The sequence below is a fragment of the Niallia sp. HCP3S3_B10 genome (genome assembly GCF_052064465.1).
Taxonomy (GTDB): Bacteria; Bacillota; Bacilli; order Bacillales; family Cytobacillaceae; genus Niallia; species Niallia hominis.
Map to the genome: position 1 here is coordinate 23648 of NZ_JBQHVO010000034.1, position 15446 is coordinate 39093.

At 35.0% G+C, this 15446-nt stretch carries 13 protein-coding genes; 11 read left to right on the forward strand and 2 right to left on the reverse strand.

Features of this window, described 5'->3' with window-relative positions:
* Positions 1-16 precede the first annotated feature (16 nt).
* Positions 17-1027: a BMP family ABC transporter substrate-binding protein gene (locus ACTNDN_RS14965; RefSeq protein ID WP_235251673.1), complete on the forward strand. Its 1011-nt coding sequence runs from the start codon at positions 17-19 to the stop codon at positions 1025-1027.
* Positions 1028-1214: 187 nt separating this feature from the next.
* Here the strand turns inward: ACTNDN_RS14965 and ACTNDN_RS14970 are convergent, their stop codons facing one another.
* Complete coding sequence (locus ACTNDN_RS14970) at positions 1215-1616, reverse strand: hypothetical protein (protein WP_235251672.1); 402 nt, start codon at positions 1614-1616, stop codon at positions 1215-1217.
* Between the two features lie 368 nt (positions 1617-1984).
* Between ACTNDN_RS14970 and ACTNDN_RS14975 the strand changes: the two genes are divergently transcribed.
* The 5 genes from ACTNDN_RS14975 to ACTNDN_RS14995 all read left to right on the forward strand — a co-directional run bounded on the left by ACTNDN_RS14975 (position 1985) and on the right by ACTNDN_RS14995 (position 7457).
* Entirely contained in the window at positions 1985-2923 is a 939-nt protein-coding gene (locus ACTNDN_RS14975; protein ID WP_235251671.1) for a beta-ketoacyl-ACP synthase III, read from the forward strand.
* A 72-nt stretch (positions 2924-2995) separates the two neighbouring features.
* On the forward strand, positions 2996-4237 hold the full coding sequence (fabF, locus tag ACTNDN_RS14980) for a beta-ketoacyl-ACP synthase II (protein ID WP_349204103.1): 1242 nt from the start codon (positions 2996-2998) through the stop codon (positions 4235-4237).
* Between the two features lie 319 nt (positions 4238-4556).
* Positions 4557-4979 carry a Fur family transcriptional regulator gene (locus ACTNDN_RS14985; RefSeq protein ID WP_031538209.1) on the forward strand — a complete coding sequence of 141 codons (423 nt, stop codon included), beginning with the start codon at positions 4557-4559 and terminating at the stop codon, positions 4977-4979.
* Between the two features lie 571 nt (positions 4980-5550).
* Entirely contained in the window at positions 5551-6306 is a 756-nt protein-coding gene (locus ACTNDN_RS14990) for a DUF2268 domain-containing protein (RefSeq protein ID WP_441131377.1), read from the forward strand.
* Between the two features lie 404 nt (positions 6307-6710).
* Positions 6711-7457 carry a YjbA family protein gene (locus ACTNDN_RS14995; RefSeq protein ID WP_031538211.1) on the forward strand — a complete coding sequence of 249 codons (747 nt, stop codon included), beginning with the start codon at positions 6711-6713 and terminating at the stop codon, positions 7455-7457.
* A gap of 350 nt (positions 7458-7807) precedes the next feature.
* Here ACTNDN_RS14995 and trpS read toward each other — a convergent pair whose 3' ends face one another.
* Positions 7808-8797 carry a tryptophan--tRNA ligase gene (gene trpS / locus ACTNDN_RS15000; protein ID WP_441131378.1) on the reverse strand — a complete coding sequence of 330 codons (990 nt, stop codon included), beginning with the start codon at positions 8795-8797 and terminating at the stop codon, positions 7808-7810.
* Positions 8798-9681: 884 nt separating this feature from the next.
* Between trpS and ACTNDN_RS15005 the strand changes: the two genes are divergently transcribed.
* The 5 genes from ACTNDN_RS15005 (at position 9682) to ACTNDN_RS15025 (ending at position 15415) form a co-directional block, all read left to right on the forward strand.
* Positions 9682-11295, forward strand: a complete 1614-nt coding sequence (locus ACTNDN_RS15005) for a peptide ABC transporter substrate-binding protein (RefSeq protein WP_031538213.1) — start codon at positions 9682-9684, stop codon at positions 11293-11295.
* A gap of 248 nt (positions 11296-11543) precedes the next feature.
* A complete protein-coding gene (locus ACTNDN_RS15010; RefSeq protein ID WP_235251667.1) occupies positions 11544-12479 on the forward strand; it encodes an ABC transporter permease in 936 nt (311 codons plus the stop codon).
* Positions 12480-12481: 2 nt separating this feature from the next.
* Positions 12482-13399 (forward strand): ABC transporter permease, encoded by a 918-nt coding sequence (locus ACTNDN_RS15015; protein WP_031538215.1) that lies wholly within the window; start codon positions 12482-12484, stop codon positions 13397-13399.
* Positions 13400-13411: 12 nt separating this feature from the next.
* Positions 13412-14479, forward strand: a complete 1068-nt coding sequence (locus tag ACTNDN_RS15020) for an ABC transporter ATP-binding protein (RefSeq protein ID WP_031538216.1) — start codon at positions 13412-13414, stop codon at positions 14477-14479.
* Positions 14480-15415: an ABC transporter ATP-binding protein gene (locus ACTNDN_RS15025; RefSeq protein WP_031538217.1), complete on the forward strand. Its 936-nt coding sequence runs from the start codon at positions 14480-14482 to the stop codon at positions 15413-15415. It begins immediately after the preceding gene.
* Positions 15416-15446: the final 31 nt, after the last annotated feature.

Sequence of the window (15446 nt, forward strand, 5' to 3'; positions counted from 1 at the left end):
TATAGGAGTAATAATAATGAAAAAAGCATTAATGAACATTCGAAATAAAATAATTAGAGGAAAGATTATCATTATCCTTCCTCTAATTATGTGTGTTCTTTTGCTTTTCCTTTTTTTTAATGGATCGATTGCTAAAAAAGGAAAGGTTGAAAAAGTAGGGCTTCTAGTCAGTGGTACAGTAAGTGATCAAGTTTGGGGTACAAAAGGATATAAGGGACTGTTAAATATTCATACTAAACTTGGTGTGGATGTTTTTTATAAAGAGTCAATTGATTCTTATACCATAACAGAAAGGGCAGTAAAGGAATTTAAAGCGAAAGGTGTCAATTTGATTTTTGGACATGGTGGTGATTTTGTCCAATATTTTAATATCCTTTCCTCTAAGTATCCTTCCATTCATTTTGTCAGTATAAATGGGAGAGAGCCTGCGACAAAAGATAATACAACCAATATTAAGTTTGAAAATTATCCAATGGGCTTCTTTGGTGGAATGGTAGCTGGACAGATGACAAAAACAAATACTATTGGTGTAATTGGTGCCTATGAATGGCAAGAAGAAGTTAATGGATTTAAAGATGGAGTCAAATATGTCAACAAAAATGCAAAAGTCATAAAAGAATTTGTGAATGATTGGGATAATCGAGAAAAGGCAATGAACATATTAAATGATCAAATCAGTAAGAATGTGGATATTGTTTATCCAGTAGGAGATGGCTTTAATGTAGAAATAGTAGAAAGCATTAAAGAAAAAGGTCTACACGTAGTTGGTTATATTTCTGATCAAGCGAATTTAGGAAAGTACACAGTGCTAACAAGCACGGTTCAAGATATTCCTAAACTTTATGAACAAATTGCCACTGAATTTGATGAAGGGGAACTTCACTCCGGTACTCAAATCTGTGGAATTAGAGAGGGTACCATATATTTAGGGAAATTCAGTCCAAGTATTGATCAAGATATTGTTGAATCCATACAGAAGGATTTAAATCGGTATAAGAAGACTGGAAAGCTGCCAAATGAGGAATAAAAGGAAAAGGCTTCCAATAATGTCATGATGGTATTTCTTTTTATTTTAGGAAAGCCTTGTCCTTTAGTGAGAAAAAGAATAAGTATATGATGACCTGACACGACGTAAATAATTTTTAATGTATTGCAAGAAGATAAAATAGAATCAAAAATGGGAATGGACTAACAAGTAATCAATTCATACTAAGTTAATCCATCCATTTTTTTACGAAAGGGGTTATTTTTTTGAATAGAGGCTTTAAATCATTCGCTGATGTCATAAACATATCGACATTCTTCATAAGGAGTTCAAGGTCTATTTGATTTATAAAGTTTGCAACAGCATCAAAATTTGCATTTTCCTCCTTTTCTTCTACCTGATTGGATTGCCTATTACTTCTACCAAGAATCCAATCATCTCCTTTAACTCCTCTTGAAATGGAAGGCTCCACATCCGTTTGTTGAGAATGTTCTGGTGACTCCTTTTTTCTTATGGAACGACTGTTTGTACCAAACATAAATAGAGAAAAGTGATCCATTTCTGTTTTTTCATCTGCTATAACATCCTTTTGATCTTTCTCATCAGATAGTTCCTCTTTATAATCGTCCACATTTCTTCCTCCTATAATACATTCTAAATTATGCTCTTAATATGTTATGAAAAACATCGGTAAATGCTTAGACCAATGTAATAGAAAACAAAATATGTTGCAAAAGAGAGGAGGAATTTGATAAAATTAGTACCAAGTCATAATAATTGATAATAATATATTAATGTAATACTGTAATTTTCTCCTTTCTATTTAGACCATATTGAACAAATTAGGGTAAACTAAAAAAAAACATCCTTATTTTGTTTATAGATCACTGAGGGATGAATATACATGACAATTTTTTAAATGAGGATAAGGAATAACTGCATTAAAACAAATAAGAGAGAGATACCGGGTAACCGGTGAATATAAAGGAGCTGAAAGCTTTGGGTACAGGAATAATTGGTATTGGCCGTGAACTTCCAGAAAAAATTTTAACAAACTTTGATTTAGAGAAAATGGTTGATACAAATGATGAATGGATAAGAACGCGAACTGGCATAGAAGAACGAAGAATAGCGGACGACAATACAGATACATCGGATATTGCATTAGCAGCAGCAAAGAAAGCAATTGCTGATGCTGGCATTCATCCAGAAGATATTGATATGATAATGGTCGCAACGGTTACACCTGATCAGTCATTTCCATCTGTTGCATGTATGATTCAAGAAAAACTAGGTGCAAAAAAGGCTGCAGCAATGGATTTAAGTGCGGCATGTGCAGGATTTATGTATGGTATGGTGACAGCAAAGCAATTTATTGATACAGGGGTTTATAAATATGTACTGGTTGTTGGCGTAGAGAAGCTTTCTAAAATTACAAATTGGGAAGATCGTAATACAGCTGTACTCTTTGGGGATGGAGCTGGAGCTGCTGTACTAGGTAAAGTTTCAGATGGAAGAGGGATTCTTTCATTCGAATTAGGAGCAGATGGTTCTGGTGGGAAACATCTTTATTTAGATGATGAAGACTATATTTACATGAATGGTAGAGAAGTCTTTAAATTTGCGGTTCGTCAAATGGGCGAAAGCAGTGAAAATGTGTTGGTAAAAGCAGGATTGTCCAAGGAAGATGTAGATTTCCTTATTCCACATCAAGCGAACATTCGCATCATGGAAGCGTCAAGACAAAGATTGGATTTACCAGAAGAGAAGTTATCCAAAACAGTTCATAAATATGGAAATACAAGTGCGGCATCTATTCCCATTTCCTTAGTGGAAGAATTAGAAGCAGGTAAAATTAAAGAGGATGATGTCCTTGTAATGGTCGGTTTCGGTGGAGGATTGACTTGGGGTGCAATTGCTATGCGTTGGGGAAGATAAAAGATTCCTTGATTTGTAAAAAGAAAACTAGCAGATTTATGTTGATAAATATAGCAAAAAGGAGAATAGGACATGAGTACGAATAGAAGAGTAGTTGTTACTGGTATTGGAGCTGTAACGCCACTTGGTAATGATGCAGTAACTACATGGGATAATATTATAGCTGGAGTTTCGGGAATTGGACCACTCACAAGAATTAATGCTGATGAATATCCCGCAAAGGTAGCAGCAGAAGTGAAGGATTTCAATCCGGAAGATTTTATGGAAAAAAAAGATGCTAGAAAAATGGATCGTTTTACACAATATGCGGTTGCAGCATCCTTAATGGCTGTAAAAGATGCTAATTTACAAATAACAGATGATAATGCTCCTCGTATTGGCGTGTGGATTGGTTCCGGGATTGGCGGAATGGAAACGTTCGAAAATCAATATGAAATGTTCCAAAAAAGAGGCTATAAACGAGTAAGCCCTTTCTTTGTACCGATGTTAATTCCAGATATGGCATCTGGACAAGTTTCGATAACATTAGGTGCAAGAGGAGTGAATTCTTGTACTGTTACTGCATGTGCAACGGGAACAAACTCTATTGGAGACGCATTTAAAGTTATTCAGCGTGGAGATGCTGATGCGATGATTACTGGTGGAGCAGAGGCGCCGATTACAAAGATGTCCGTAGCTGGTTTCTGCGCAAATACCGCTTTATCCTTTAATCCAGATCCTAAAACAGCAAGTAGACCATTCGATGCGAATCGTGATGGATTTGTAATTGGTGAAGGTGCAGGAATTGTGGTGCTAGAAGAATTGGAGCATGCTTTAGCAAGAGGTGCTAACATTTATGCAGAAATAGTAGGATATGGTTCCACAGGAGATGCTTATCATATTACTTCCCCTGCACCCGGAGGAGAAGGTGGAGCAAGAGCCATGAAAATGGCAATTAATGATGCCGGACTTGCACCAGAAGATGTTTCTTATATTAACGCACATGGAACAAGCACAGCATATAATGATAAATTTGAAACGATGGCTGTTAAAGAAGTCTTTGGAGAGTATGCTTATAAAGTCCCAATGAGCTCAACAAAATCCATGACTGGTCATTTGCTTGGAGCAGCAGGTGGAGTCGAAGCTATTTTTAGCGTCTTGGCAATTAGAGACAGCATTCTTCCACCAACAATTAATTTTGAAACAGCAGATCCAGATTGTGATTTAGATTATGTAATTAATGCCCATAGAAAGCAAGAAGTAAATGTAGCAATGAGTAATTCCCTAGGCTTCGGCGGCCATAACGCTACTATTGTATTTAAAAAATATCAATAAATACTTCGCTTATTTATGTAATTAATTCAAGGATTGTTGAAAAGCTCCTACTAATAAAATAGTCATGTATTAAAACTGCTAGGATTCATTAACAACTTGAATCTTAGCAGTTTTTTTATTGCAAAAATGAAACCAATCCAATCTTTATTTATAATTATTTTAAATTAATATTGACTATTATTATAAAGTGTATATAATTAAAACTATAATTCTATTATTTAAGGTATAAATTCGGAAATTTTTAATGTTTAAAAGAAAACGCTTTCTTCGAGGGTGAACTTACTATTTAAGAAGATATTACGTAGAAAGGAAGAATTCTATGCTTAGTATAGAAAAGGCTAAAAACCTGTTGAAAGAAAAAAATATTCGTCTTACACCACAGAGACTTGAATTAATTAATATTCTATCTAAAGACAATAAGCATTGGACAGTAGATGAAATTTATCATGTCCTAAATGAGAATATGCCTTCGGTAAGTATTACTACTGTTTATAATAACATCCATTTATTTATAGAATTAGAGCTATTGAAAGCGATACAATTTGGCGAAGGATTAAGTAAATATGAATGGAAAAAAGAAGAACATTATCATATTGTCTGTAGCGATTGCGGTGAAATAGTGGATATTTGGTATCCTACATTAAGGGAGGTAGAATCATTTGCGAAATCCATATCTAAATTCAATATCAGCTCCCATAGTCTCCAATTTTACGGAACCTGTGAACAATGTTCAAAAGGCTAAGCGAAAAAGCGAGTTCATTTGTTTAGAGTGTAAACAGCCAATCAAAAAATTAAAACACTCCATTATTTGTGGATGCGGAAGTAGAATCATGAAAGAAACACATAGATAATTTATATAGAGGATGGGACATAAGCATCTCAACTAACAATAAACACGAACTATAATGTGATTAATTCGCGTAAATGTTCGCTTTTATTTTTTTAGAAAAAGGTTTAAAAAACGAAGTGTAATGGAGCGGAGGACGTTCGACTCCTGCGGGAAGTGGAGGAAAGGCTGAGACCCCGCAGCGCAGCGAGGAGCTTCCTCCCCGCGGAAAGCGAGCGTCTGTAGCGCAATGGAACGACTTAGTTTTTATACTTGACTATATTTAAAAAACATAGATAACCATCATGAGAAAGTAGCTTTATTTAAGAGCTAAATTAGAGAGTGTTCGTCTTTAAAGATTAGTTATTTAATTTTGTCCACGCCCCTATTTTCAATAATAGAGATTAGTTGCATTGGAACGCCATCAATTCACCATTCATATACTGATTAAATGAACAGAATAAAATGAAATAGAGGGGAAATATTGGTGGGGATAATCAATACAAAGAAATGGCTCGAGGAACATTTTTATGAGCCGACTTCTATATGTGAAAACATGAAAGCTTCCTTTGATGGAGACGACTCTCATAATATTTATCGTTATTTAAATGGATTTGGAATGTATAAACCATCAAGGCGTTCCAAACAAACTTTTGAGAAGATGAAAGAATTAGAAACCTGGAATAAAGTAGAGAGGTTTTATAAAAAGTATAAGAAAAAATGGGATGGACCCGATGTACCTATTTATCTTTTTCCTTTTCAGATGACATGGAGAGGGGATGAAAACAAATCAGGTGTATCATTTCCTAATCAGCTATTTTTATTTGTTGGGGAAGTAACGGACGATAAAGAATTAGAGGCTCTTTTTATTCACGAATATCATCATGTATGTCGCATGCATTGTCTGAAAAAACCAATAGAGGATTATACCTTATTAGATTCTATCATCATGGAAGGATTAGCAGAGTTTGCTGTTAAAGAAAACTGTGGGAAGGCATATAATGCAGGCTGGTGCCACCTGTATGAGGAAGAAGAGGTTAAGCAATTTTGGGAGAAGGAGTTAAAGGAACATTTAGATGTAAAAAAAACAGAGACGAAACATGATCAACTCTTGTATGGACATGGACGCTATCCACGCATGATTGGGTACAATACAGGATTTTATCTTGTCAATTCCTATTTTCAAAAGAAAAAACAAACAGCAAAGATGCAGTTTACGATAAAAAGTGAAGCCTTTTTATAAATAAATGTCTATTGAAAAACTAAAAGCCAACCAATCAAAATTCCGTATGATTGGTTGGCTTTTTCTTAGGTTTAAGTACTTATGTCTTAGACTTATTTCCTTTCTATTAGAATAATTTAACTGGATAAATAATTAGCAAAAGGGGCTGAAAACGAAATAAAAAAGACATGAAAGGAAAGTTTGTACATATTATGATAATAGGTTCAATAAGAAAATATCTTCTGCTTATCTTTCTTCTTAGTAATTATAGAAAAAGAGAAATACGTAGCAAACTGAATACATGAAAGATAGATATTTTTCATATCAGATAGAGGATTATAAAATAATCCTTTGAAAATAGGAATAAATTTACTACGCTCTGCCAATACTTATGGACAAACAGTTGTTGAAGTGAGGGATAAAATATGCAGTATCTTCATGATGTTTGGGTAAATTGGTTTGAAGGAGAAGAAAACGGATATAATGTTTGTCACTTTCATGAATGGAGAAAAGATGATGGTGTTGAATTATTAGATCAAGTTCCGCTAGTAAAAGTAGACTCTTGTTTATTCAATTACATAGAAAACGATTTGGCGGAACTACCACGACAATTATTAGAAGAAATTTATCAAAAAGCATATCTACGAAAAAATCATGAACGAATTCAATTAGATTATTGTTTTGTAGTTTCTGATGGAATTGGACTTTTAGTAGTAGATACAATTGGATATTCTGTTCCGATTAGGAAAAGTCGAATGATACCTAGACAAGAACAATTGGCCTATGAATTGCTTGAAAATCAAGAAACGATTCATTATAACTTTCAAAACAATGAAGAAAAGAAAGAATTCCATATTTTATCACCTGAACCTCATGTGATGAATGGATTAACAAGAAAAGAAAGACAATTAAAGCAATTATTGTTTATGGCGTTAGATCAACTGTATTCTTCTGAAAATGTTGCAGAGGTTCGTTATTGGTACACAGAATGGAGTCCAGAACGTTATTTTGAGATTCAGCACTTAGATTTTGAGAATGCATGGAAGGAACTATATGAATGTACAAAGTATGGTTGGTCTAAAAAGCATGAGCATTTTTGTGAGAATATTATAAAAGGTCAGCCGTTTTTTGAAAAGCTATGGGAAATGGAGCATGGTCCGAAGGTAAACTAAGCGTTTTCAGTGGAGAAATTACTATATAAAATAGGGATTTATGAAAATCTCCAGTTTGCATAAGTATAAAGGCTCGGACATAAGTATTTCAACTAATAAAAAAAAACGAACAATCACGATATGCATAATTGTTCGTTTTTTTTATTTTGGGAAGAAGCTCGCAGTCTGAATACACGTCGCTTTCCATGGGCTAGTCTTAAGATTCCTCCCCGGCGCCTCGAGTGTCTTCCGCTTCATTCCTCTTCGATTTTAAAGATTTATTACTCGAAAATTTTGTTTTTCCAAGAAATAATCAATCAGTAGGAATAAAGGAACATCCTCTTTTCCATCGTTTCCATAAGAGATTTAAATTAACGACGCTTACGTCCTAATCCCATCGCATTTTCCATTTTCTTAATCATTTTACCAGCTACTTTATTAGCTTTTGCTGCTCCATCATCTAATATATCATCTAATTCAGTAGAGTTCATAAGCTCATTGTATTTCTCTTGGATTGGTTTTAATGCATCAACCACAACATTTGCTAAATCTGACTTGAAATCTCCGTATCCTTTTCCTTCATATTTGGCTTCCAGACTCTCCACGCTTTCTCCAGAGAGGATAGAATAAATGGAAAGCAAGTTAGAAACTCCCGGCTTATTTTCTCGATCGAATTTAACAACACCTTCTGAATCTGTAACGGCACTTTTGATTTTTTTAATAATCTGTGCTGGCTCGTCTAATAACGTAATAGTAGCTTTGTTGTTAGTATCCGATTTACTCATTTTTTTCGTAGGATCCTGAAGAGACATAATTCTTGCCCCTACTTTTGGAATTCTAACTTCAGGTATTGTCAAAATATCATTGTATTTTTTATTAAATCTCTCTGCGAGATCACGCGTTAATTCAAGATGTTGCTTTTGGTCTTCTCCAACTGGAACGATATCTGTACTATATAGAAGAATATCTGCCGCCATTAATGGTGGGTATGTTAATAATGCAGCAGAAACAGCATCTTTACCAGTCGATTTGTCCTTAAATTGTGTCATTCGCTCTAATTCTCCAATATAAGAGATACATTGCATTAACCATGCTCCTTGGGCATGGGCAGATACTTCTGATTGAATGAATAGAGTTGCTTTATTAGGATCAATACCTACTGCTAAGTAAAGTGCAGCTAAACTGCGGATATTTTTTCTTAATACCATTCGATCTTGAGGTACTGTAATCGCATGTTGATCGACGATACAGAAGAAACAATTATATTCATCTTGTAGCTCGACAAATTGACTTAAAGCACCAATATAATTTCCTAAAGTTATAGTGCCGCTTGGTTGAATCCCAGAAAAGATAGTTTTCATTATAATACTTCCTCCATTATGTATTCTAGACACGAATGTTTAGTTGACAGCATCCTCTAAACAAACTGTTCATATTATTTACTAGGTTTCTATTCGTTGGTATAGCGCTCGTTAGTGAAGTACACTTCGCATCAGAAAGCAACTTTTTCGTTAAAAAGAGCAAAAAAGAGAGAACCCAGAAACTACATTATATTCATTATTATAACCATTTTAGCATGATTAGTTGATATTCAAAGGCTGTTTTCTCAAAGTTTGTCGTTTTTCATAGAAAAAATGGTGGATTTCTATTAGTAATGTTGTTTCTAAAGGAGTGTTGAAGGTATACGGCATGTAAATTGGATTTAGTGTAGTAGATGGTAGATGCAGATTTAAAACAGCTTAGTCTATATGTGGAAGAAACAGAAAGAGTGAGCCAGATGAAAAGAAAGATAAATGATTCGTCTAAAGGTAAATGAGGAAGATGAGAACGGTTAAATGAATTCTATGAATTAAAAAAATTTAGATAAATTTATATTAATATAATTATTCTGTAGATTTGTATATTTCTGATTTGTTTTTATTCTACAAAATTCTACATAGTTCTTGCGTAAAAAATATTCCAATTATATAATTGTGATTACGAATGGATTAGGTAGTTGTATTTTCAGACTTTTTAAAACACATAAGAATACATAAAAGGTTGAACTAGCGAAATAGTTATTTCGAAATAATAATATTGAACGCTATGTATGGGGGTTTGCATTTAATCGTTTTTAATACATCAATAGTCGTTTATTATAATTAACAGACTATTTAGGAAATGATTGCTTGTGTATTCTAAGGTTTAGAATGGGAAAGCTATTTTCGAAGTTCCATTTGAGGAAAATTATTTAGGGGGTAATTACATGAGAAAAAGAATGCTTGTACTAATGAGCTTAGTGCTTGTGCTAAGTGCATTTCTTGCTGCATGTGGTAATGACAATGGTGGAAGTGATAAATCATCACAGAACTTGCGCTTGAACATCGTTTCAGAGCCACCAACATTACATCCAGCACTAGCAACAGATTCAACGTCTGGTGGAGTGTTAATTCAAACGTTTGAAGGTTTAACTCGTATTGATAAAGATGGAGTGCCTCAGCCTGCAATGGCCGAAGATATTCAAGTTTCAGACGATCAATTAAACTATACATTCAAAATTCGTGAAGATGCAACATGGACAAACGGTGATCCAGTAACAGCAGCAGATTTTGAATATGCTTGGAAATGGGCTATTGATCCTCAAAACCAATCACAATATGCCTATCAATTATATGCCATAAAAGGTGCTGAAGCAGCTAATAATGGAGAAGGTAAACTTGATGATGTTGCTATTAAAGCAGTGGATGAAAAAACTTTAGAAGTAACTTTAGTAAATCCAACACCATACTTCTTACAATTACTAGCTTTCTATACTTATTTCCCAGTGAATAAAAATGTAGCAGAAGCAAATCCAGATTGGTATAAAGATGCTGGCGATGATTATGTTACAAACGGTCCTTTCAAAATGACAGAGTGGAATCATAGTGAGTCTATTCTTTTAGAAAAAAATGAAGATTATTGGGATGCTGACTCGGTTAAATTAGAGACAGTGGAAATGTCAATGGTAGAAGATCCAACAACGGAATTAAGCATGTTTGATAACGATGAGTTAGATTGGGCTGGTTTACCATTTGGTTCATTACCTACAGATGCTATTAAGGCATTAAAAGACAATGGGGACCTAAATATTAAAGCAATAGCAGGAACGTATTGGTATAAATTCAATACGGAAGAAAAACCATTTAATAACGAAAATATTCGTAAAGCATTAACATATGCAATTGATCGTCAAGCGATTGTTGAGCAAATTACACAAGGTGGACAAATCCCAGCCATGGCAGTTGTTCCTCCAACAATGTTTTCTGAAAACGAAAAAGGCTACTTTAAAGATAATGATATCGAAGCAGCGAAAGCGGCTCTTGAAAAAGGTTTGAAAGAGGAAGGCTATGATAGTGTAGAAGACTTACCAAAAATTACATTATCTTATAATACAAGTGAAGCACATGCTAAAATTGCGCAAGCAGTTCAAGATATGTGGAAACAAAACCTTGGTATTAATGTCGAATTAGACAACGAAGAATGGCAAGTTTACTTAGAAAAAATTGATTCTGGTGACTATCAGATTGGGCGTATGTCATGGTCTGGTGACTACAATGATGCATTTAACTTCCTAGAATTGTATCGTGATGCAGACGGCGGAAACAATGATACTGGTTGGGAAAATCCAGAATACAAAAAACTTCTTATTGCTTCACAAAAGGAAACAGATGAAGCGAAGCGTAAACAATTATTACAAGATGCAGAAGCTATTTTAATGAATGAACTTCCAATTGCACCTGTATATTTTTATACAAACACTTGGGTACAAAAAGAGAATCTGAAGGATGTAGTAATTTCAGGTTTAGGGGAAGCTCAGTTGAAATGGGCGCATTTTGAATAATAAAAGGAATTACTTTGTTCCGCAATCATGTTAGAAGGATTTCAAATTCTAATTGCATATAGAAATTGTTAAAAAATATTATTAAATTGTTTGTGTAATTAGGACAAGAAAACCATTCATGAACTACAAGATCAAAGAGATAAAAGAGGCTGTCTTATTTAACGAGTGATACACTAGGAAGCTCGTTCCCTAAGACATCCTCTTCCTTTCTAATTGGCGTTGTTTTAGAAAAAAATGGAGGTAAAACCATGATAAAGTACTTGACAAAACGTTTGCTGTTTATGGCGCTGTCCTTATGGTTAATCATTACAGCAACGTTTTTCTTCATGAGGATGGCACCGGGTAACCCATTTACATCGGAAAAGAAAATGCCACCTGCAATCGAAGCAAATTTAAATGCCCATTATGGTCTTGATCAACCTTGGTATGCTCAATATGGAGATTATTTGCTAAGAGTTGTTCAATGGGATTTTGGTCCATCTTTTAAATATAAGAGTCAGACTGTTAATCAATTAATCAATGAGGGCTTCCCCGTTTCCTTAGTATTGGGAGTCGAAGCCATTTTCATTGCTTTAGCAATTGGAGTAACATTGGGTGTAATTGCTGCATTAAGACATAATAAATGGCAAGATTATTTGGCAATGATCGTTGCTGTATTAGGAATCTCCGTACCTTCCTTTATAATGGCTGCTTTTTTACAATATATTTTTGCGATGAAGCTAGGTATTTTCCCTGTAGCAAGATGGGGAACATTTATGCAAAGTGTCCTGCCGGCAATAGCGTTAGCAGCTGGTCCAACAGCATTTATTGCCCGTTTAACTAGATCTTCCATGCTAGAAGTATTAAGCAATGATTATATTAAAACAGCAAAAGCTAAAGGAATTAGCGGCTTTAATATTACCGTAAAGCATGCAATCCGTAATGCGATTCTACCAGTTGTTTCCTACATGGGACCATTATCAGCTGGGATCGTTACAGGAAGTTTTGTTATTGAAAAAATCTTTGGTATCCCGGGACTAGGATCACAGTTTGTAAAAAGTATAAACAATCGTGATTATACAGCTATTATGGGAGTTACTGTTTTCTATAGTATTATCCTGTTAGTATCTGTTCTTCTTGTCGATATATTGTACGGATTAATAGATCCTCGAATTAAATTATCGGGCGGGAAGAAAGGAGAGTAAAGATGCAAGAAATTTCGAAAGATAAATTTGAAATAGTAGGAAATAGCAGCGTTGAATCAGAGAAGATTTCAAAAGCAAGTCTGTCTTTTTGGAAAGATGTATTTACTCGTTTTAAGAAAAATAAACTTGCAGTATTTGGACTTGTACTATTAATTCTTTTAATCGTCATGGCATTTGTTGGACCATTCCTTACGCCATACAATTACTATGAAAATGATCTAACAAAAACAAATCAACCACCAAGTGCAGAGCATTATTTTGGAACAGATGAATTGGGTCGAGATATGTTCGAACGTATTTGGTATGGGGCAAAGATATCCCTCTTCATTGGGATTGCTGCTGCATTAATCGACTTAGTGATTGGGGTAATCTGGGGCGGAATTGCAGGTTATAAAGGTGGTAAGGTTGATGAAGTGATGATGCGTATAGCAGACGTATTATATGGAATTCCTTACCTATTACTTGTAATCCTTCTAATGGTTGTGCTTGGACAAGGAATTTGGACGATGATTTTAGCGATGAGTATTACAGGTTGGATTAATATGGCTCGTATGGTCCGAGGACAAGTATTATCTTTAAAGAGTCAAGAATATATACTTGCCTCTAGAACATTAGGAGCAGGAGTATCAAGAATAATGGGCAAGCATTTAATTCCTAATGCAATGGGACCTATTCTTGTAACTTTAACACTAACTGTGCCAAACGCTATTTTTACAGAAGCGTTTTTAAGCTATCTTGGATTAGGGTTAACGCCTCCATTAGCTAGCTGGGGAACAATGGCTAATGATGGAATCGGAGCGATGCAATATTACCCATGGCGATTATTCTTCCCGGCAATGTTTATTTGTTTAACAATCTTTGCATTTAATGTTATAGGTGACGGAATCCGAGATGCTCTTGATCCAAGACTACGTAAGTAAGGAGTGAGATAAATGGAAAAATTATTAGAAGTAAAGGATTTACAAGTCTCATTCCATACGTATGGAGGAGAAGTGCAGGCAGTTCGTGGAGTATCCTTTGACTTATATAAAGGAGAAACATTGGCAATTGTTGGTGAATCCGGATCAGGTAAGAGTGTTACTTCTCAAACATTAATGAAATTAATTCCTATGCCTCCAGGTCATATTAAAGGCGGACAAATTTTATTTAACGGAGAAGATATTGTTCAAAAAACGGATAAAGAGATGGAAAGCATCCGTGGAAAAGAAATGAGTATGATTTTCCAAGATCCAATGACATCCTTGAATCCGACAATGAGAATTGGAACGCAAATTATGGAAGTGCTGATTAAACATCAGCAAATGAATAAAGAAAAGGCGAAAAAGAAAGCAATAGAACTTTTAAGCTTAGTTGGAATAGCAAAACCCGAAAAAAGAGTGGACCAATATCCACATGAATTTTCAGGCGGAATGAGACAGCGTGCGATGATTGCCATTGCTTTAGCTGCCAATCCACATTTGCTAATTGCCGATGAACCAACAACAGCATTAGATGTTACCATTCAAGCGCAAATTTTAGACTTAATGAACGATTTGCAAGACAAAATGGATACAAGCATTATTTTCATTACCCATGACTTAGGGGTTGTTGCAAATGTGGCAGATCGTGTAGCTGTTATGTATGCAGGCCAAATTGTAGAGATGGGTACTGTAGATGAAATTTTTTATGATCCAAGACATCCCTATACTTGGGGACTTCTTGCGTCTATGCCAAGCTTAGATAATGATAACGAAGATGAGCTTGCAGCAATACCAGGGACACCGCCAGATTTAACAAACCCGCCAGTTGGAGATGCGTTTGCAGCTAGAAATCCATATGCATTAGCTATTGATTTCGAACAGGAACCACCATTATATCAAGTTTCAGAAACACATTTTGTAAAGTCATGGCTCTTACATCCAAATGCACCAGCAGTAGAACCACCTGCTTCTGTTAAAGAGAGAATGAGAAAGCTACCCTCTAACTTTGAAACACCAGTATTAGTAAAGGGGGAGAAATAAGTGGCTGAGAAGTTATTAGAAATTAAAAATCTTAAGCAATATTTTAATGTGGGCACTCCTAACTTAGTAAAAGCAGTGGATGATATAACCTTTGATATTTTCAAAGGAGAAACGCTTGGACTAGTAGGAGAATCAGGCTGCGGGAAATCTACGACTGGGAGAACAATCATTCGTCTATACGATGCAACCGGTGGTCAAGTTCTATTTAATGGAGAAGACGTGCATGGAAGAAAATCAAGAGCAGATTTAAAGAAATTTAATCGTAAAATGCAAATGATCTTCCAAGATCCATATGCTTCATTAAATCCACGAATGACTGTTGCAGATATTATTGCAGAAGGCATTGATATTCACGGATTAGCGAAGAACAGAAGTGAAAGAATGGAAAAGGTATACGATTTGCTTCATACAGTTGGATTAAATAAGGAGCATGCTAATCGTTATCCCCATGAATTCTCAGGTGGGCAGCGACAAAGAATCGGAATTGCTCGTGCTTTAGCTGTAGATCCTGATTTTATCATAGCTGATGAACCGATTTCTGCATTAGATGTTTCCATTCAAGCCCAAGTTGTTAATTTGATGAAGAAACTTCAAAAGGAAAAGGGATTAACGTATTTATTTATTGCCCATGATTTATCGATGGTTAAGTATATAAGTGACCGTATTGGAGTAATGTATTTTGGAAAATTAGTGGAGATTGCTTCAGCAGATGAGCTATATAATAATCCGATTCATCCATATACACAGTCCTTACTATCAGCAATTCCTCTTCCAGATCCAGAAACAGAGCGCACAAGAAAAAGAACTGTTTATGATCCTGCGATTCATCAATATCAAGATGGGGAAGAACTTAAAATGCGAGAAGTAAAGCCAGGTCATTTTGTTTATTGCTCTGAAAGTGAATATAAGAAATATAAAACGCAAGTAGCTAAATAATGATTTTAAAAAAGGCGACAATCTCAGAGAT